Origin of the sequence: Pantoea brenneri (assembly GCF_038594305.1) — a bacterium.
GTDB lineage: Bacteria > Pseudomonadota > Gammaproteobacteria > Enterobacterales > Enterobacteriaceae > Pantoea > Pantoea brenneri.
Genome location: NZ_JBCGBG010000002.1, coordinates 330438 through 350885, shown reverse-complemented (window position 1 = coordinate 350885; position 20448 = coordinate 330438). Strand labels below are relative to the sequence as shown.

At 53.7% G+C, this 20448-nt stretch carries 15 protein-coding genes; 8 read left to right on the top strand and 7 right to left on the bottom strand.

Features of this window, described 5'->3' with window-relative positions:
- Nucleotides 1-774: 774 nt before the first annotated feature.
- Complete coding sequence (locus tag AABB92_RS12410; RefSeq protein WP_046289482.1) at nucleotides 775-2277, bottom strand: hypothetical protein; 1503 nt, start codon at nucleotides 2275-2277, stop codon at nucleotides 775-777.
- A gap of 501 nt (nucleotides 2278-2778) precedes the next feature.
- Entirely contained in the window at nucleotides 2779-3144 is a 366-nt protein-coding gene (locus AABB92_RS12405) for a winged helix-turn-helix transcriptional regulator (RefSeq protein WP_031376942.1), read from the bottom strand.
- A 109-nt stretch (nucleotides 3145-3253) separates the two neighbouring features.
- On the opposite strand from AABB92_RS12405, the gene AABB92_RS12400 reads away from it, so the two are divergent.
- The 4 genes from AABB92_RS12400 to AABB92_RS12385 all read left to right on the top strand — a co-directional run bounded on the left by AABB92_RS12400 (nucleotide 3254) and on the right by AABB92_RS12385 (nucleotide 8216).
- On the top strand, nucleotides 3254-3988 hold the full coding sequence (locus AABB92_RS12400) for an SDR family NAD(P)-dependent oxidoreductase (protein WP_031376943.1): 735 nt from the start codon (nucleotides 3254-3256) through the stop codon (nucleotides 3986-3988).
- Between the two features lie 70 nt (nucleotides 3989-4058).
- Nucleotides 4059-4661, top strand: coding sequence for an NADPH-dependent F420 reductase (locus AABB92_RS12395; RefSeq protein ID WP_031376944.1), 603 nt, complete (start codon nucleotides 4059-4061; stop codon nucleotides 4659-4661).
- Between the two features lie 1147 nt (nucleotides 4662-5808).
- On the top strand, nucleotides 5809-6900 hold the full coding sequence (locus AABB92_RS12390; protein WP_031376945.1) for a mechanosensitive ion channel family protein: 1092 nt from the start codon (nucleotides 5809-5811) through the stop codon (nucleotides 6898-6900).
- A gap of 260 nt (nucleotides 6901-7160) precedes the next feature.
- On the top strand, nucleotides 7161-8216 hold the full coding sequence (locus AABB92_RS12385; RefSeq protein ID WP_031376946.1) for an alpha/beta hydrolase family protein: 1056 nt from the start codon (nucleotides 7161-7163) through the stop codon (nucleotides 8214-8216).
- On the opposite strand, the gene AABB92_RS12380 is transcribed toward AABB92_RS12385, so the two are convergent.
- The 4 genes from AABB92_RS12380 to AABB92_RS12365 form a co-directional block, all read right to left on the bottom strand.
- Nucleotides 8158-8961 (bottom strand): helix-turn-helix domain-containing protein, encoded by an 804-nt coding sequence (locus AABB92_RS12380; RefSeq protein ID WP_238585873.1) that lies wholly within the window; start codon nucleotides 8959-8961, stop codon nucleotides 8158-8160. The genes AABB92_RS12385 and AABB92_RS12380 overlap by 59 nt on opposite strands.
- Complete coding sequence (locus tag AABB92_RS12375) at nucleotides 8945-9238, bottom strand: hypothetical protein (RefSeq protein WP_238585874.1); 294 nt, start codon at nucleotides 9236-9238, stop codon at nucleotides 8945-8947. The genes AABB92_RS12380 and AABB92_RS12375 overlap by 17 nt, the downstream gene beginning before the upstream one ends.
- A 234-nt stretch (nucleotides 9239-9472) precedes the next feature.
- The gene (locus AABB92_RS12370) at nucleotides 9473-10318 is read right to left on the bottom strand and encodes an MBL fold metallo-hydrolase (protein WP_031376948.1); all 846 of its coding nucleotides are present in this window, start codon (nucleotides 10316-10318) and stop codon (nucleotides 9473-9475) included.
- Between the two features lie 340 nt (nucleotides 10319-10658).
- Nucleotides 10659-11201, bottom strand: a complete 543-nt coding sequence (locus tag AABB92_RS12365; protein WP_031376949.1) for a hypothetical protein — start codon at nucleotides 11199-11201, stop codon at nucleotides 10659-10661.
- A 162-nt stretch (nucleotides 11202-11363) separates the two neighbouring features.
- Here AABB92_RS12365 and AABB92_RS12360 point away from each other — a divergent pair, with 162 nt between their 5' ends.
- The 4 genes from AABB92_RS12360 (at nucleotide 11364) to AABB92_RS12345 (ending at nucleotide 19458) form a co-directional block, all read left to right on the top strand.
- Nucleotides 11364-12254, top strand: a complete 891-nt coding sequence (locus tag AABB92_RS12360; protein ID WP_046289483.1) for a LysR substrate-binding domain-containing protein — start codon at nucleotides 11364-11366, stop codon at nucleotides 12252-12254.
- Nucleotides 12255-12355: 101 nt separating this feature from the next.
- A complete protein-coding gene (locus AABB92_RS12355; protein ID WP_031376950.1) occupies nucleotides 12356-12964 on the top strand; it encodes a glutathione S-transferase in 609 nt (202 codons plus the stop codon).
- Between the two features lie 571 nt (nucleotides 12965-13535).
- Nucleotides 13536-14738, top strand: a complete 1203-nt coding sequence (locus AABB92_RS12350; RefSeq protein WP_238585875.1) for an MFS transporter — start codon at nucleotides 13536-13538, stop codon at nucleotides 14736-14738.
- Nucleotides 14739-14853: 115 nt separating this feature from the next.
- Entirely contained in the window at nucleotides 14854-19458 is a 4605-nt protein-coding gene (locus tag AABB92_RS12345) for an ATP-dependent helicase (protein ID WP_031376952.1), read from the top strand.
- Here AABB92_RS12345 and AABB92_RS12340 read toward each other — a convergent pair.
- Complete coding sequence (locus AABB92_RS12340) at nucleotides 19442-20356, bottom strand: LysR substrate-binding domain-containing protein (protein WP_031376953.1); 915 nt, start codon at nucleotides 20354-20356, stop codon at nucleotides 19442-19444. The two genes, AABB92_RS12345 and AABB92_RS12340, sit on opposite strands and share 17 nt — an antisense overlap.
- Nucleotides 20357-20448 lie beyond the last annotated feature (92 nt).

The window sequence follows — 20448 nt, the reverse complement described above, 5'->3', positions numbered from 1 at the left end:
AGGCATTCCCCAACTGGCGGGTAGCACAACGCATTGTATTCAGATACGCCCAGGCTAGGGTTGTTGCGCTGCTATTTGCGTTCAGGGCACAGCCAGGCCGTTTGTCAGCAGCAGACGGACGATAATGATGAGGGATCATGTGCTCCCGGTTAACAGCAGCACATGACGGATCAATGACCTTTATTAATCACCGCCTCTATTTGTTTCTGCTCAACCGGTTGTTGATTAACGCTCCATTCCGACGTTGTGAAACACTATTGCCATAGTGGATTTCGGCGCGAGTATTCAACATCTCTATCCCCGTGAAATAAACCATCAGCATGAGCATTGACCTGATTATCAAAATGTATGGAATCCGAAAAAATAAATCCAGTATCAAAGGAGGCGGCACGAAATTATGAGTCAGAGAGGAAAGTAAATTATGGTCGCATAGATGATATTTTTTCCCGACCTGTTTACATTGCTCGTCAGCTCAGCCGGATGAATATTCCTTATGAGTTCGTCGGTAGTCATTGATGAGCACTTATACAGGCCCAAAGATATGCAGGGTTACGTTTATCACAGTTAGTCGCGTTATTCGGGTATTTTAAACAGGGAAACCTGCGACGTTGTGTACCGGGAGGCCTGAGCCTCCCATCCTGCTGAGGGTGAAGCGCGACAAGCAGACAGCGACTGCGCTATTACGTCGCGTTCATCCTCGTTAGCGATAATCAGATGTCAGACGATACCTGCCCTTCTAAGCCTGCCGGTCCAGCATCTTCTTTCATTCAGACGCTAAAAATTACCCGCTGCGCTGTGTCCACTGCGCTGACCGCCTTGTCCACGGCCCCCCATCGCGGAACTATGCGCATTACTGTTGCCATTGTTGCGTGCTGATGCGGCTTCATTATGCGTGCCTCGATGCTGGCCACCGTTGTTGTGTAAACTTTCAACCACGAAGACTTTTGCAATCACCGGGGCTGGAATATTGGTGACGATTGCCGGGACTTTGTTTACCGGTGTTAACTGTCCAACCGTGGGTGCGTTTAAGGTGTTTTGCGCATCAATTGCAGCTTGAGCTTCGGCTTGAGCTTTTGTAGCGGCTAATGATTTGGCGGCTGCTGCAGCTTCAAGCGCCTGAATTTGCTGGTGTGCTATCTGAACGTTGTCATTTATGGCAGCATATTTAGCCGCTGTCAGATCACGCATTGCCTGCTGCGCCTGGCCTTCAGACACGGCGGCATATTTAGCCGCTGTCAGATCACGCATTGCCTGCTGCGCCTGGCCTTCAGACACGGCGGCATATTTAGCCGCTGTCTGATCACGCATTGCCTGCTGCGCCTGACCTTCAGACACGGCGGCATATTTAGCCGACGTCAAAGCAGCCTGAGCCTGCTGAGCTTCGTGCTGTGCCTGCTCTGCTACCTGCGACATGTGGGCTGCCAGCTGGGATGCATGAGCGGCCTCAGATTCATGCTGCGCCAGTGAAGCATTACGCGCGGCGTTTAATGCTGCATTCTGCGCTTCAGCGCGGTCACGATTTGCCTGCACCTGTGCTTCAGCCTTTCTCGCATCATCACGCATTTGTGCTTCCCGCCCCGCCTGCTGAAGCTGGCTGTCAAATTTTGAATCCACTATTCCGCTGAATCGCTGGTTATGATTAATCTGCTCTTTCGTCTGGGCACTTAAACGACGGCTTACTTCATTTCGCTGATCGGCTTGTGCGACAGCATTCTGCAGACCTTCGTTAATCGTCTGCGCCTGCGCATTAGCCTCATCCATTTTCATTTGTGAACCGCTGATAGTCAGGCCGGTGTTCTGTCCGTTAGCTGACCATCCGTCATAGCCAGGTCGCACAGTAGTTTGACTCCAACTTTGATTATCACCAGAGACTTGCGTAACAGCGTCAGGATTTGAAATATGTGGATTGGCTGATTCATCAATATGAGTTGGGATGGATGAAATCAGAGGGTCTTGCTGGATAACGGCTGGCGGGTTAACGCTGGTAACCTGAATGATATTCTGGTGTTTAGTTGACCCCTGAAGCAGCTGATCCAGCAGCTTACGGGGTTCTGGATCGCCAATTGATATTCTGGCTTCTTCTATTAAATCGGCATTCATCGTGTCCAGAACAGCACGTGCAGCATCCGGAGTCGCGTGCTGATATACAGCACTATTCAATGCTGCGCGAAGTGATTCAATCGCCTGAATACTGTCGTTACTATAATTGCTCGCCATCGCGCTAAACGATGAGAAAAAAGCTAACACAACAGCAACACAATTGGTTTTTTTGTTCATTATCAGTTACCTGAGTCAGGGTTTTTCGGCTGAAAATCTTTCAGTCTTATTTTTTTTCAGATATTAACAGGCCAGAAACCCCCATTAAAATCTAAAAAGAAGCCACCTGGAGGATCATCTCAGGAAGAGAAGTGAAAACGATTACATAGGTGACTTTAAGCGGAGAGTGCCGCCTGTGAGGCGAAATCTAACCCTGAATGCGTAGGCTAAAATTGATCTTAATCAGTTTTGTTAAGCATAAATATGAATGCGATTACACGCACATTTCAATCGATTGTTTCGCAACGAAAAATATTATGCAAAAAGTGCTATCTGAACATTCGGATTAATCATTCATCCGGCAATAAAACCTGTGCAACTGACCGGAAGCGTGCCCACCTTTTAGCTCATCCGATTACCCGCACAAATAACAGACTGAGTGCTGCCATTCCGGCTATCGGGCAGGATAAATTGAGGCAGTTATCCTGCATAACTGCCCTGTTCCTCTTCCCTGTAATGCCTCTATTTGCTTTCGCGACTGGCAAAGATGTTTGCCATTTGCTCAGCATTTTTCGTACCCCAGTTGCAAAGCGGGATAATGGCATCGGACAGGCTGCTGCCAAGCGGGGTCAGTGAATAATCCACACGCGGTGGCACCTCCTTATAATCAGTTCGCAACAGCACCTGATCGGCTTCAAGATCTTTCAACTGCTGAATAAGAACCTTATCACTCACCTCCGGAATCAGACGCTTTAGCTCTCCATAGCGTTTAGAACCGTCTCGCAGAAAAAAAAGAATCAGTGGTTTCCACTTGCCCGATATCACGCGCAGCGTCGCGTTGAGTCCACAACCGGTACCGCAAATTTCACTTTCAGATGGGATTGTCATTAGATACTTACCAAAAGGTGCATACTTGACGTTAAGTTAGCAGACGAACAGACTGGCCTGCAAGCGAGCAGATTCCTGCTTTCGTTTAACTCACCAAAAGGTAAACGACATGACCAGACTGAATGGAAAGACTGCGGTAATTACCGGTGGCGCGACCGGGATAGGCCTTGCGGCAGCAAAACGGTTCATAGAAGAAGGCGCTTTCGTCTTCATTTTTGGTCGCAGACAGGAAGAACTTGATGCTGCAGTAGCCGCTCTCGGACCTGATGCCCGCGCAGTGAAAGGATCGGTTTCTCAGCCGGCTGACCTCGATCGACTCTACGCTGCAGTTAAAGCTGAACGGGGCACGCTCGATATCGTTTTCGCCAATGCCGGAACGGGAAGCCCTCTCCCGCTAGGTCAGATCACAGCGAAGCACATCGACGAAACTTTCGACACCAACGTCAAGGGCACCATCTTTACGGTCCAGCAGGCGTTGCCGTTAATGGCTGCGGGTGGCTCGATTATCCTGACTGGCTCCAGTGCCGGCACAACAGGTGCACCCGGATTTACGGCCTACAGTGCAAGTAAGGCGGCCGTTCGCAACCTCGCCAGGAGCTGGGCGGCAGACCTGAAAGGCAGCGGAATTCGGGTGAACGTGCTGTCACCCGGTGCCACTGCGACTGAACTGGCGAAGGAAGCACTGGGTGAGGAAGGCCAGCAAGCCTACGGTGCGATGACGCCGCTGCAGCGCATGGCGGAACCAGAGGAAATTGGGGCGGTGGCTGCATTTCTTGCTTCTGGCGACAGTAGCTTTATGACCGCCAGTGAGGTCGCCGTTGATGGTGGGCTGGCTCAGCTCTGAACAGGCCAGCCGACCGAAAACGCCTATCGGTTTCCAGAATAGCGCCGTCATATGAATACAGAGGCACGATATGAACTATGCAATTATTGGTTTTGGCAGTGCAGGAAAGGCACTTGCCGCGGCGTTTGCCCGAAAAGGCATCGACGTTTCCGTTGCCACCACCCGTGACCCGGAGAGTTTTGCATCCGAGGCGGCCCTGATTGGACCCGGGATCAGGCCAGAAAAATTAGTGGATGCCGTCAACGCCGACATCATCTTTTTAGCTGTCCGCTATCAGTCACACCCCGAGGTAGCGAAAATTCTGCCGTCCTGGCAGGGAAAAACGATTGTCGATGTGACGAATGCTTACGGAGTGCCCCCCGAGGAACTGGATGGTGAACCCTCTGCCCGCGTTGTGGCACGCGCCTTCACTGGCAGTAAAGTGGTTAAGGGCTTCAATCATTTGATCGCTTCTGTGCTGGCTGAGGACCCGGCTGTTAATGGCGGCCGCAGGGTGGTGTTTCTCGCCAGCGATCATGACAGTGCGCTTGACGAAGTGGGCACACTGGCCGAAACGCTGGGTTTCGCACCAATCATGCTGGGTAGCCTGTCGGAAGGCGGAATGCTGGTGCAGGCTGAGGGGAAAAAATGGGGTGAACTGATATTTAAGGATTTAGTGAAGTTCAGCAAATAATATTTAACCCAAGGCTTAATGCCATTTTGATTTAATATCAGCCCAGCAAAACTGGATATCTGCTCCAGCGAAATGCTTAACAGCATGATGACTCTTGTTATAGTAAAAAAGCTGCGCCCCGCCCACCGTTCTACTGACCGTGTGGCAGCATTAACTGTGCGCGTCGGGGCGCAAACGCATACAGAAAAATAAAGGTAATAAGTTTTGCATTTACAGAATGAAGCGGCGCTAAATAAAGGGTAAGGCTTTCTGGTTAGACTGCTGAATATTTTCATTCAGCTTTATCGCGGAAGCCTGTTCATTTTCACTCCCCGTTTTAGCGTTCTACCGAGACGGCGATTCTCTGCCTGATATCAGGCGTGCATTATCGTCTGGAAAAAATGCGCAGATGCTGTTCAGCGCGCCGGCTAAGTGTGGGCGGGTAGCGGCGGTATGACTCAGTGAACTGACCGAAACGCATAAAATACTCTGCCAGCCCTGGACCGGATCATCTCGCCGAAACGGCAGCGTTCGCTTAACCCGACGAGCCAAACGGTATCAATGTCGTCTCACGGGTTCCGACCACGCGTGCGCATCTTATGATGATGGCGGGATTAACATTGGTCTCTCACCTGCCGTTATCAGCGGGAATAATTCCTCTGTGCCTCTTCCGGTTGCGATAGCCTGCATTAGCCCATCACATTCATCACGCCAGCCGGTTTGCAGAGGCGCTGCTGCGGAACCGCTTCCGGAGATCAGCTCAGCTCTAATCAGCTCAGCTCAGCTCAGCGGCGGGGAGCGGCACGGCTGATCACCCAGACAACTGCGTTTCAGCATAACCACGCCGGCCGCAACCATTTTCGGTTAACCCGGCCACTATAGTTCATACTAAATGCTGTGCATGTCGTCGCGCTGCGACGGGCACACAGCGTGGACGCCCGTCTATCTGGCCGGGCAGCAAACGACATAACGATGCCGATGTGGGCATTGATATTGATAAATTTCGGGATTTCAGGAGATTTCATGTGTTACGTCAGTTGATAAATTGAATTACGGGTAAGCCGGGGTGTTACGTGATTTACCTGCTGATAACCGTGAAAACAACGGTTACTGAATTTTTAAATTTATCTGACAACCCAAGGTTGTTGACTGAATATAAGGGAAAATAATGCCGTTGATATTTGATGAGTTATCTGGCCTCCCGTCATGGGTGCCTGTTGTATTACTCTTCTCTCTCTCGTTTGTATTGGGTTTTCTCGCACGCCTTATCCTTCTCAGGTTTATTCGCTACTGGCAGAGTCGTGACCGAAAGCTCTTCAAGTCACTTGAAAAGCACCTTCGTGGATCGATGTTTCTTTTTATTCCCCTACTGCTGATCAATGTAGGGATAAATTACATTAACATTCATCCGGACCTGCTGGTCTTTATCACCAATACAGTAAACGTCTTTATAATATTATCATTTTGCTCAGTGTTAATCCGGTTGACCAACGTAGCGCAGGATATGCTTTATATCCGCTACGACATTAATATTTCGAATAATCTTCGTGCGCGCAAAATTCGCACGCAGATCATTTATGTGAAGAAAGTCGTGATCGTCATACTGGTGTTATTCTGCCTCTCTCTGATTCTGCTCAGTTTCCCTGGCGTCCGGAAATTTGGCACCACTATCCTCGCCGGTGCTGGCGTAGCCGGTATTATCATCGGCTTTGCCCTGCAGAAGTCGCTGGTCAATCTGTTTGCCGGTATTCAGATCGCTTTTACGCAGCCGATCAAAATTGACGATGCGGTGGTGGTAGAAAAAGAATGGGGCTGGATAGAAGAGATCAACCTGACATATGTGGTGGTGCGAATCTGGGATTTGCGCCGGCTGGTGTTGCCGATCACCTATTTTACAGAAAATCCATTCCAGAACTGGACGCGCAATAATGCCCAGATTTTAGGCTCAGTTTTTCTCTACGTTGATTATTCGATGCCTCTGGAACCGCTGCGACAGCATTTTGATAAGGTGCTGAATGAAACCAAGCTTTGGGATCGGGAAACTAAGGTGCTTCAGGTGACCGATACCACCGAGAAAACCATGACCATCAGGATGCTGATGACCGCTCAGAACTCGCCGATAGCCTTTGATTTACGTTGTCACGTGCGGGAAAAGATGATTGAATTTATTCAGCAAAATTACCCGCAGAGTCTGCCTCACGTCAGGGCCTCCCTGACCGATACCGCTCCTGAGAAACGGAGTGAGTTGCAGGCGTTTTAGATAAAAGTGGAAGGTACAGCGAGCTGCTTAAGCGTCAGGGCCGCTGTACGTCCACTTCTTACTGATAGCCGACGCTGCATAAGCTCTCCTTTAATCCGCGAGTCATTCACGCTGGTAGTGATATCCAGGCATCCGGATGTCAGAAATCAGTCTGGAAGAGGCTTAAAAAGCTAAATTCAGGACCTTAATCATGTTCCAGGACGCCAGAATGACCAGTCCGATCTATACCTGCTGCTCAATTAATCGCTACAGGACTGTTTATGTTGTGCATCCGCGTTTTTTGTTTATTGACAGTTTTTCTCTACGGCTTGCAGGCTCAGGCCTATCCAGGTTTTCGCCAGCTAAGGTTATCCGACTCGACGCCGGAAGCTTTAAATGTGACGGTGTGGTATCCCGCGGCTTCTGAGGGAAATACAGCAGATAAAGGAAGTAATCCCGCTTTCGTTGGCGTTACGGTGATCCCCAATGCGCCGCCATTGGCTGGGGCTCACCCGCTGCTGGTTATCTCACACGGATACAACGGAAACTGGCGCAATCTGTCATGGATTGCCGCGGCGATGGCAGCAGAGGGATATATTGTTGCCGCTCCGGATCATCCAGGCACAACTACCTTTGATCAGAACCCGGTAAAGGCTAAAAAGCTGTGGCAACGTCCGCACGATTTGTCCCAGGTTATTGATTTCGTCACTCGCTCCCCTGCGCTTTTCGGCGTAACGGACAAGGACCGAATTGCTGCTTTAGGGCACTCTCTTGGCGGATGGACAGTCATGTCGCTCGCAGGTGCGCGATTTGACCCTTACCGGTTTATCCAGGATTGTCAAAACCATCCCCAACGGGGCGACTGTCGGTTGACAGAAAAGCTGGGTATTAATGAAGCATCTTCGCGGGAAAAAATGACGGCAAATAACAAGGATGGCCGGGTCCGGACTATCGTTGCTCTGGATTCTGGCTTAGCACCGGGTTTTACGTCTCAAAGTCTGAATGCGATTCACATACCCGTCATGATATTAGCCGCCCAGGCGGACAAACTGGCAGATTTGCCTGCAGCCGGGGAGTCGGGATATCTGGCTGCCAACATCAATCCGGACTGGAGGCACTATGAAATAGTCGAGGGCGCCACGCATTTCAGTTTCATGCAGCGTTGTAAACCCGGCGCTGAAAACCTGTTACACAAAGAATCACCGGGTGATGAGATTGTTTGCCAGGATGGCGCCAATGCAAATAGATCGGACATTCATCAAAATCTGGTTCGTAAGATCAGTGCATTCCTGAATGCTGCTCTTGATTATTCTCCACCTGCTGTCGGAACAAGGTAGGCGATGCGCCAGTGACCCGCAGGAATTCACGATTAAAATTTGATTTAGTGGTGAATCCAGACTCCAGCATGATCTCCGTCACGGGCAAAAGGGTGCTTAACAGCAACACCTTTGCCCGTTCAATTCTGAAGCCGTTGATCCACTGCGAGACATTACACTGACTCACAGAATTGACCGCGCCGGAAAGTTGTCGTGCTGGTATACCTGTTTTTCGTGCCAGAAGCGTTAGCGTAAGATCAGGATTAAGATAAATTTGGCTTTCATAAACGTATTTTTCGAGTCTGTTATAAATCTCCGAAAACGCGTTCGCAGGCGTCACTGCATTAATGGGGATCGCTTCTTCCCTGCTATTATTCCCGGGTGTCGTTGTTCTTCCCGCACTGATAATAGCTGCGGCAATCAGAGGGAGCAGTGTCATCTGGAAAAAAACAATGATACCCGGTGCCTGTTCTCCAGCGGCGATGCTGAAGTCAATTGCAATCGCGAGATCGGTTAAGGCAGATATCCAAAGAAAGCTGCCTGCGAAAAAAGCCATCCTGACGATTTGTGTTGTTTCAGTCAGTCGGCTCAGCGTGAATGTTGACTCCCCCCGCCATGCAATACGGAAGAGCTCACATCCATACCCCGCAAATATGATAAACAGGATAACATCCGTCGCAACGGGCCAATAAAACCTGAGCAATAAGGCCGTTGCTGGAGGCAATAAAAACATCAGCCAGCGATGCTGCTTATTCGTTTCCGTCATTGAGATGAAACAATGCCATGCCAGAGGAGGCAGCAGTATTGCCAGCACTGATTGAATATTCCTGAGCATGACTGATTCGTATTGCCAGCGCAGCATGCTGAAACAAATAAGCGCTATACAGGCGAAAAGGAAACGCAGAGTGCCGCCGTGGCGTTTTTTTTTCAGAGAAGAGCGCTGTTACAATCAAAATCAGCAGCGCCACCAGCGTAATAACAGGAAAGGGAACAGAAAACATAGCCTCAGTACCCGAATAAAAGTTTATAAGCAATATTTGCATACATGCCGGTAACCTGTCGCCTTAAAAGTCATACCAACAAATTTTATCATCGGGGGTTTATCTCTGATGGCTTCTTGCAACGCCAGAACATCCTCTCTGCCTGCCGATTCCGTTGCTGATAGCCGTCACATCCTCGTGAGTCACTGATCCTGTGCTGCCTGCAATCTGCCCCACTTTTAATTAACAGGACGGGGTAAGAACGGCTTCCGAAAGGCGTTCACCAGACGCGGTTGCTCATTCATTCTGCTGGTAGACAATACGGTATCCCTGACCCGCTTCAGACACGCGGGCAAATCCCTGCCGGTCTAAGTGCATTCCTGCAATCAGCAATTTTTCTCTTGCCGCTTGTGAGAGAATTTTTTTCCGCGTCTCTTCAGCCTGACGAGGGTCACAGTCAAAAACAACTGAGACTTCCGGGCGTGCTGCCTGGATAGGGGGGAAATGGACGATGTCTCCCCAGATCAATAAGCTTTCTTCAGCTGAAGTGATGCGAAACCCGGTATGCCCTGGCGTATGCCCTGGCAACCAGACCGGAGCAATGCCCTCAGCGATCTCATCCTGATTAATCAGGCGTATCTTGCCGGCATACGCGCTTAGCGCCCGTCGGGCCAGCTTAAAATTACGCTGTCCGCGCTCATTTGCTCGTTTGAAGTTTTCTTCATCCTGCCAGTATTCCGCTTCAAGAAAATGAAGATGAAGTTCGGCATGTTTAAACATGGGCTGCTCTGCTGCATCCAATAATCCGCCAATATGGTCAGGGTGGCCGTGCGTCAGTAATACGCTATTCACCTCATCTGGGCTGACACCGGTTGCAGCAAGATGACATGCAAGCTGTCCGCCCACATTGTTCAGACCACCAGCACCAGCATCGACCAGCAGGGTTTGTCCCCTGCCCTGAATAAGATAGCCATTGATATGAATATTACCGGGCTGAGTGATACTGGCATTGTGTTGAATATCCGCCGCTTCTGCTATATCAATGCCTGACAGTAAATCCAGGCTGGCTGACATCACGCCATCACTGAGAGCGGTAACCAGATAATCCCCAATCTGACGCTTTGGAAAAGCAGGATAGTTCATAATTTCCTCTGATTAATTTCCGGCAGTATTTGGGGTGTCGCAGAGCCAGAACAATCAACACGCGCGGTGAATCCTGCGGCTCCTGAACGGCCTGTTGCCGTTTGTGCATAAAATCCTGTATCGCGTCTGGCGTGCGGAATGTTGTCATATGACAAAGGCGTTCGGCATAAATTGGATGTCTGCATCCGGGTACTATTTTGAAATAAATGATATCGACGCTTGCCGGCTTTGCGCCGGGAGTGCGGATACAGCGAGCACGGCAGACAGGCGTTATGTCGCTTAAGCCACCGCAACTGTCTACCTGCTCCAGCTAAATATACAAACTCAGGTCAGTCATATTTTATGCACGTTCTTCGTTATCTGCTCCATGCGGCGGGGTCAGTTGCGACGTCAGCGGCGCATAACGGTATGCTCCGGTCACATCTGCTATCTGCGCAGCAGCTTCACGCGTCATCACATAGGCAATGCACTTCGCCGGCATTCTGTCTAACCCTGATGCCACCATCGTGAGTGCATGGCATCCCAGCCTCTCAACAAAACGTAATGGCTGGGTACTGAGCAACAGGATTTCATCTCTGGAAACAGCGGGCGCGATCCCTTCACACTCATAGAGGTTACGATGCCAGTCTGTGATGTGCTTCTGCCAGCGTGAAAAGTTGCCCCCTCCTTTCAGTAAATACTCTTCACTGGTTATCACCTGCGCATCTTTCACCGTATGAATGGCGAGATACATCGGGCAGTCCTGGCTCAGAGCCTGAAAGCGCTGGGAGCTGCTAAAGCCGTTAACAGAAATCAACGCTGGCAGTTTTTCCAGACTGTAAAACGCATTCCATTCTTTCTCACTTTCAGGATCGGTATAGCTGCACGCCACAAGGTAGAACATCGCCTCACCTCTGCATGAAATAAAGCAGTACTTTACAGCCCTGCTTAGTGACTTTAACTCATGCTATATGCTGTTATTCCAGTTATAAAACGATATTAACGCACCCGTTAGTGAGTTTTTGTCACTAACCAATCGTCTTACTTTTCGTATAAGGCAATTTTAATGCGCAGAAAAATCCCCAGCAGCGCTTCACTTCAGGCGTTTGAGGCTGCGGCCCGGCACGGTAATTTTGCCCGTGCCGCAGAGGAGTTGTCACTGACAGAAGGCGCCATCAGCCGACAGATTGCTCGCCTGGAGTCTCTGCTCAACTGCAGACTGTTTGACCGTACTAAAGCCCGGGTAAAGCTTAATCCGGTCGGGGCACGCTATGCTCATCACGTAAGGGAAATGCTCGAACGGCTTGAGCGGGATACACAGTTCGTTATGGGAATGCCTGAAGGCAGCAGAAGTCTGGAAATAGCCGTCCTGCCCACCTTTTGCAGCCGGTGGCTTATCCCCCGCCTCCGCGGTTTCCAATCTTTATACCCGGACATCACCGTGAATATCGCGGCCAGAACCGATCCCTTTATTATGACCGGCAGCGGTTTTGATGCGGCAATACATTTTGAACACCCTGCATGGGCGGGTATGTGCACCCACGCTCTGTTTAAGGAGAAACTGGTGCCGGTGTGCCATCCCGATCTATTAACCGATCAGAATGTGGCCGAACAATTAAACAGGCTGCCTCGTATTCACAGGCGGCAGAATCCTGATGCCTGGCTTCATTACGCTGAACAAAGTGGCATAGTCCTGGATAATCCGGCGCAGGGCGTAAGGTATGACCTTCATGAAATGGCTCTGGCTGCCGTGTTGGCGGGCCAGGGCGTAGCCATGATTCCGCGTATCTACGTCGAAAAGGAACTGGAAAGAGGAACACTGGTGGCACCCTGGCCGGACTCAGAGCAGTTGAGCAAGACATTTTGTCTGGTCAAACCGCTGGAAACAGGAATAAATGAATCTGCCCTGCAGGATTTTGAGCGCTGGTTGCAGGCTGAATCGTTGCTGGTGAGATGAAACCTTAAAACAGGCCGGCCACTTTTTAATGGAAGATGTCCCGTTGCCTGTCGCCGAACAGTTAATTGATTTTGTTAATCAACAGAATATGAGGTAGAGCCATGATCCTGATCGGAATGCTGGATTCACCCTATGTCAGACGGGTTGCTATTTACATGAAAGTATTGGGTATTCAATTTGAACATCGCCCGCTTTCGGTATTCAGCGATTTTGATGCCTTAGCAAAAATTAACCCAACCGTTAAAGTCCCAACGCTTATCACAGATGATAATCAGGTGCTGATCGACTCAACACTGATCATTAATTACCTTGAGAAATATTCCGCTCATACGCCTGTACCCACATCAGCGTCCGAGGCGGAAGAACAACGCGATCTGCGTCTTACCGGATTCGCCCTGGCTGCCTGCGAAAAAGCGGTGCAGATTGTCTACGAACAGCGTGTCAGGCCGGAAGAAAAACAACATCAGCCATGGGTGAATCGGATCACTCAACAACTTCATGGTGCCTGGCAAACGTTGGATAACGGGCTGCGGGAAAGTCATCCTGATATGTTGTCCGTGGCCGGTATCAGTATCGCAGTCGCCTGGAGTTTTACAGATGTGATGCTGCCGGATACGGTGAGCCGTGCGCGGTATCCTGAAGCGGCCAGATTTACATCACTGGCCGAACAGCAAACCGAATTTTTAACCACGCCGATGAAACAGACCTGAAAGGTCCGCAGGATATGATAGCCGGGCTGCACAACGCTGGTATTCATTACCGGGCTGGATTGTTGTAATCGATGACAATCTCTTTCCGCCGCCAGCTTAGCGTCAGGGCGGCTCAATCCTGGCTGCCGCTGAGTCCGGCTATCATTCTATTTTTATCGCACACTAATCGGTGGCATAGATGGCGGCCTGAACAGGCAGGCGCTGGCTCGGCTTCGAGCTTCTTTCCATAAACAGCGTCGGGTATCTGTCGATACGGCCTGTTCACCTCTGTTTCTGCTGTCTGCTGTCTCCTTTTCATTCACTGTAATCAGTGACTCTATTCTCCGCGAATCCGTAACGCAGTTATCCGTACAAACCGGCTGACGATCATGCCTTTATGGGTGTAGCACTATAAAATGACTATCTTTCAAGAAGTTAATTATAAAACGACCTCTCCGAACCGGGTTCCCCACCCGGTTTAATCCCCTCCTGCTAACTGCACCGCAGGAAAGGTTAAAGCAAAGATATTGCATTAAGGCCGCGCTGCCCGTATACCTGATTAAAGCTAATCCTTTGCATTAAGGTATCGATCATGACAGCCATCCAGCCCGCTTTGACACCTCAGTCTGCTGTGCGTCTGACGCTTTTCAGCTTCACTGGCGCGGTACTGATTTCAGCCACCAGCAGTGCCCCGACGCCGCTTTATCCGCTCTACCGCACGCTGTTTCATCTGAGTCCATCGCTGCTCACCGTGATATTTGGGGTCTACGCTTTCGCGTTACTGGCCGCGCTGCTGACGGTGGGGAAAATTTCTGACTATACCGGCCGCCGGCCACTGATGTTGCTGGCTCTGGCGCTCAATAGCGTAGCGCTGATGATTTTTATCTACGCTGATTCTGCCGCGGTTTTAATCGGCGCCCGTCTGGTTCAGGGCTTTGCGACCGGTATCGCTTTACCAACCTTTGGTGCCACCCTGATCGATGCCAATAAACATCGTGGTCCGTTGCTCAACTCAGTCACCGCGTTTCTGGGAATGACGCTGGGAACGCTGGCAGGCAGCATCCTGGTCACTTACGCTCCCTTCCCTACCGTCACGCTTTATGCGCTGTTGTTGCTGACGATGCTGGTGATGATGGCGCTGTTACCGCTGATATCCGAAACCATTTCACCACAGCCGGGCGTGCTGGCTGCACTCCGACCGCAGGTGAGGATCCCGCGTCGGGCGCTGGGGCCGTTGTTGAAAGTCGCGCCGGTGAACATTGCGACCTGGATGCTGGGCGGATTCTATCTCTCATTAATGCCGACGCTGGTGATCAGCGCTACCGGCCTGACTTCACCTTTTGTTGGCGGCAGCGTGGTGACGACCCTGATGCTGAGCGCGACCGCCGCGGTGTTTATCTTCCGGTCGTTAGCACCGGCGCGAGCGCTGTTAATCGGTACGCTGATGCTGATAGCTGGCGTCAGTGTCACGCTGACTGGCGTTGGTTTGCATAGCGTCGCCTTGCTCTATCTCGGTACTGTTATTGCGGGACAGGGATTTGGCTCAATCTTTTCAAATGTGCTGAAGATCATTATGCAACTGGCGGAAAGCCATGAGCGTGCCGGGTTGTTCTCTGCCTTTTTAATCAAAAGCTATCTCGCCTTTGCCGTGCCGGCGATTCTGGCAGGCATCGCCGCGCCACACATTGGTCTGACCCAGACCGTATTTCTTTATGGCATGACGATAGTGATGCTGGCGCTGGTGTCGCTGCTGGCGGTGCGATCCGGTTCATTTGCCAGCACAGCACAATCCTGAGGAGTGGGCTGAATGACGTGCCGTCAGTCGGCACGTCATTCACAAACGGCGATTATCATTTACACTCAACGGGTTGATTCACTGAGCGCTGTCGAGGCGTAACGCCATAAATACCATGCCTGAATCCGGTCCTGATAATGCTTTAGCGCTGTTTTCACCCGCCACGCGGCGCTGGTTTTCCACCGCCTTCGACGCACCTACGCCGGTGCAGCAGTCGGCATGGCAGGCTATTGCCAGCGGTCAGCACTGTCTGGTGATTGCGCCAACCGGCTCAGGGAAAACTCTGGCGGCCTTCCTGACCGCAATCGACTCTCTGTTCCATTTACGCACCGGGCAGCCTGCGCCTGACCGCCAGACCACCACCCGCATTTTGTACATATCGCCGGTAAAAGCGCTGGCGGCCGATGTGCAGCGCAACCTCAATGTCCCGCTGGCCGGCGTGGTTGCCGAACGTCAGCAACGCGGCGAGCCAGAGATAAGGTTGCAGGTCGGGATGCGATCCGGTGACACGCCCAGCGCGGAGCGGGCAAAACTGCTGCGACGGCCACCGGATATTCTGATTACGACCCCGGAATCGCTGTTTTTGATGCTGACCTCAAAAGCCCGCGATACATTGCAGGGCGTCACCACGGTAATCGTTGATGAAGTGCATGCGGTGGCGGGATCAAAGCGCGGTTCTCAACTGGCGCTCAGCCTTGAGCGGCTTGATGCATTACTGCCGCAGCCCGCTCAGCGCATTGGCCTGTCCGCCACGGTACGCCCGGTCGAACGGGTGGCGGCATTCCTTGGCGGCTGTAAGCCGACTCAGGTGGTGAATCCCGCCGCTGGCCGCACCTTGCATCTCAGCATTGAAGTGCCGGTGACCGACATGACCGATATCGCCAGCGATCCGAAACCTCATAGCGGGACGGGCCAGGCCAGTGGATCTATCTGGCCCCATATTGAAACCCGCATTCTGCAGCTGGTAATGGCGCATCGTGCCACGCTGGTGTTTGCTAACTCACGCGGGCTGGCAGAAAAACTGACCGCGCGACTGAATGAACGCTACGCGGCAGCGCAGTCAGCGGAAAAGAAACCGCATCCGGCGCAGCAATATGACTCTTTTGCCGGCGGCAGCCAGAATCGCAGCGACAGCGCGTCCGCGGTTATTGCGCGATCCCACCACGGTTCGGTATCGAAAGAACAGCGCAGCGAAATTGAGTCGGCGCTGAAACAGGGTGAACTGCGCTGTGTGGTGGCGACGTCGAGCCTTGAACTCGGCATTGATATGGGGCCGGTCGATTTGGTGATTCAGGTCGGCGCGCCGTTATCAGTGGCCAGCGCGCTGCAACGGGTTGGCCGGGCCGGACATCAGGTTGGCGGAGCCTCGACCGGTATCCTGTTTCCCCGCACCCGCCGCGATCTGCTTGACGCCGCCGTGACGGTACAGTCGATGCAGAACGGTCAGCTTGACGCCCTTTCGCCGCCGCGTAACCCACTGGACATTCTGGCGCAGCAGACGCTGGCAGCGGTCTCGATGGATCCGTTGCAGGCGGATGAATGGTTTGAACGGGTGCGGCGTGCCGATCCGTTCCGCACTCTGTCACGCCGCGTGTTCGACGCTACGCTGGATATGCTGGCCGGCAAGTTTCCGTCGGATGATTTCACTCATCTGCGTCCCCGCCTGGTCTGGGATCGCCAAAGCGGCCTGCTAACGGCGCGGCCCGGCACTCAACATCTGGCCGTCACCAGCGGCGGCACCATTCCCGATCGCGGCATGTTCAGCGTTATTCTGCCGGAGGGCGAAGAGCAGTCAGGTTCGCGCCGGGTCGGCGAGCTGGATGAAGAGATGGTTTACGAATCGCGGGTGAATGACATCATTACCCTCGGCGCAACGTCATGGCGGATCCAGCAGATAACCCACGATCAGGTGGTGGTGGTGCCAGCGCCAGGCCGATCCGCACGTCTGCCGTTCTGGCGCGGCGAAGGTATTGGCCGTACCGCCGATGCGGGTGCCAGCCTGGCGGTTTTTTTACGCCAGCTTGATAGCGCCGCGCCTGACGAGGCACAACGTTATCTGCGCTCACTCGGGCTGGATGACAATGCGATCAACAATCTGCTGGCGTTACTGGCGGAACAGCGCGCCGCCACCGGCGTTCTTCCCAGCGATCGCACCCTGGTGATTGAGCGCTGCCGTGATGAAAGCGGTGACTGGCGGGTGATCCTGCATTCCCCCTGGGGGCAGCGTATCCATGCGCCCTGGGCGCTGGCGATTGCGGCACGCATTCAGCAGCGCCTCGGCATTGATGCGTCCGTGGTCGCCAGCGACGACGGCATCATTGCCCGCTTTCCCGACAGCGAAGGTCGGGTGCCAGGCGCGGAACTGTTTGTGTTTGATGCCGATAACCTGACGCAGCGCGTTTCTGACACCATCGGCGGATCAGCGCTGTTTGCCGCCCGCTTTCGTGAATGCGCTTCCCGGGCGTTGCTGCTGCCGAGGCGCAATCCGGGTAAACGATCCCCGCTCTGGCAGCAGCGTTTACGGGCTGGTCAGCTGCTGGAAGTGGCTCGCCAGTATCAGGATTTCCCGATCCTGATTGAGACCGCACGCGAGTGTCTGCAAGACGTGTACGACTTGCCTGCCCTGCACCGTCTGATGAATCAGATACAGCAGGGAAGCGTGCAGTTTGTCGAGGTCACGACTGACGTCCCCTCACCGTTCGCGGCGCCGCTGCTGTTTGGCTATGTTGCAGAATTTATCTATGCCAGCGATGCGCCGCAGGCAGAGCGCCACGCTTCTTTACTGGCGCTCGACAGTAACCTGCTGGGCGAACTGTTGGGTCAGACCGATAAAGGTGATTTGCTGGCTCCGGCCGTTGTCGGGCAGGTAGAACAGGAGTTACAGCGCCTGGAGCCACGCTATCAGGCCCAGCATGCCGAAGGCATCGTCGATCTGCTACGTGAACTCGGCCCGCTGTCGCAAGCTGAAATAGAGGCGCGTTTCAGCGGCGATCGGCAACAGGCCATGGCGGCATTACGGCAGTTTGCGGCGGCACAGCGGGTAATCCCGGTCACCCTTGCCGGTGAGGTGCGCTGGGCGGTGGTTGAAGATGCCGCCCGTCTGCGTGATGCCCTTGCTACCGTCATTCCTGACAACCTGCCAGCCACCTTTTTACAACCGTTGTCCGATCCGCTGCGCGATTTAATCACCCGTTATGCCCGCACCCACGCCCTGTTCAGCGCGCAGCAACTTGCCGATCGCTATGGTGCAGGCGTCGCGGTGATCAACAGCGCACTGCTGCCTTTACGCGAGCAAGGCAAACTGCTGCACATCGGCAGCGAAAGCGGCCATACTGGCGGCGTCTGGGTCTCCGCCGACATTTTTAAACGGCTTCGGCTACGTTCACTGCAAACAGCACGCGAGGCGACCCGCCCGGTCCCTCCCGCCGCCTGGGTGACGTTGCTGCTGGAGCGGCACGGTGTACTCAACCCGGCAGCCGCTTTTACCCGTGAACCCTCGCCGGTCGCGCACGCCGTTTACCACGATATCGACGGACTGGCGCGGGTGATTGAGCAACTGGCGGGAGTGGCGCTGCCGGCATCGCTGTGGGAGTCGCAGATCCTGCGTGCCCGCATTCGCCATTACCAACCGGCGATGCTCGATGAGTTGCTCGCCAGCGGCGATGTGATCTGGTGCGGTCATAAGGCGCTGGGTAACAACGATGGTCTGGTCTCGCTGCATCTGAGTGAGTTTGCTGCTGAAACCTTGCCACCCTCCGATTCAGCACAACCGCTGACAGCATTACAGCAGGCGATCCTTGAGGCGCTCAGTCACGGCGGCGCGTGGTTCGCCCACGAGATTATGGCAAAACTCGACGGGCCACAGACGCCGCCGTCCGCAGAGGTTTATGCCGCGCTGTGGCAACTGGTGTGGCAGGGTGCGATCACCACCGACAGCTGGATAGCATTGCGCGGGCTGCTGGGATCGCCAGGCGCGACACGTTCACGGCCGACGCGTACGCTGCGGACCCGTCACGGCCAGCGCTTCACCCCGTCCGCGCTGCCGGGCCGGGGTCCTGGGGTCAATACCATTGCCGGCCGCTGGTCACGTCTCGCCCGTGGGGAAGTTTCGCCGACCCGACAGGCCCTCGCGCTGGCGGAAAATATGCTCGACCGCTATGGCGTCATCACCCGTGGCAGCGCGATTTCAGAACAGATCCCAGGCGGTTTTCCCGCGTTACAGCCGGTATTACGCGGTATGGAGGATGCCGGACGGATTATGCGAGGGCGCTTTATTACCGGCGCTGGCGGGACGCAGTTCGCTGACGCCGTGACCATTGAGCGACTGCGTGAACTGGCACAGCAACCGGCGGAAACCACCGCAGCCGTGGCGCTGGCGGCCATGGACCCGGCGAATCCGTTTGGCGCGACGCTCGGCTGGCCGGTTCATTCGAGCGGAGTACGTCCGGTGCGACGTCTGGGCGCGCGGGTAGTGATTGCCGCTGGCAAGCTGGCTCTGTATCTGCCGCAGGGCGGAAAAGATCTGCTGCTTTTCACCGATGACGATGCGCAGCAGCATGCCGCGATCGCCGCACTGGCGGTGGCGCTGAAACGTGAAAAATCGCTGAGCTTTACGCTGGAAACGGTCAACGGTCAGCCGGTGTCGCAATCACCGTTACTCAGCGTGCTGCGCCATGCTGGCTTTTCCCGGGTGCCGCAGGGATTTAGCTGGTACGGCTGAGGTTGTCCTCGCGAATAAAATCGATGAAAGCCTGTAACGGTGCCGGAATTAAGCGTCGGTCGTGATAATAAAGCCACGGCCCGGAGAAGCTGAGCCACCACGGCTGCAACAACGGTTCCAGTTTGCCGCTCTCAAAAGCGGGTCGCAGCCACTCTTCAAACAGATAAACGATGCCACTACCGGCAATCGCCACCTCAACAGCCAGATCGATTCCGCCACCGACACTCACCACCAGCGGCCCGCTGACCTGTACGCTCAGGTTGGTGCCATCCCGGCTGAATTCCCAGTCCGGCATCACGCCGCTGGCGTAACGGCCGCGCAGACAACGATGATGGATCAGATCGCGCGGATGGGTCGGACGACCCTTTTCAGCCAGATAATCGGCAGAGGCGGCTGCCGCAAATCGCTGAACCCGTGGACCAATCGGCAGCGCCACCACATCCTGCTCCAGCCGTTCATCGTAGCGAATACCGGCATCACAGCCATCGCGGAATACATCCTGAACGTTACTTTCCGCGACAATCTCCAGCTGAATATCGGGATAGCGCCGCAGAAACGCCGGTATCAGCGCCGGCAATACCAGCCGGGTGGCGCTGACCGGTACGTTCAGCCGCAGCGTCCCGCCGGGTGTATTGCGATAAAGATTAATCGCATCCAGCGCGGCATTGACTTCATTCATCGCCGGTAACAGGCGTTCCATCAGCGCCCTGCCCGCTTCCGTTAACACCACCGTGCGCGTGGTGCGATGAAACAGCCGGATACCGAGCTGCTGCTCTGCCCGGCGCACAGCTTCGCTCAGGCGTGAGGCGTTGCTGCCGCTCACGCGAGCCGCCTCGCGGAACCCGCCAGCTTTCGCCACCGCCACTACCGCTTCCAGTAACGCAATATCCACCGCCATTGTGCAGCACTCCGTACAGTCTGTCCCGATTTCACCGGATAGTTGCACAGTGCGATCACCGTTACAATCAATCTACATTCACGCAGGAGGTT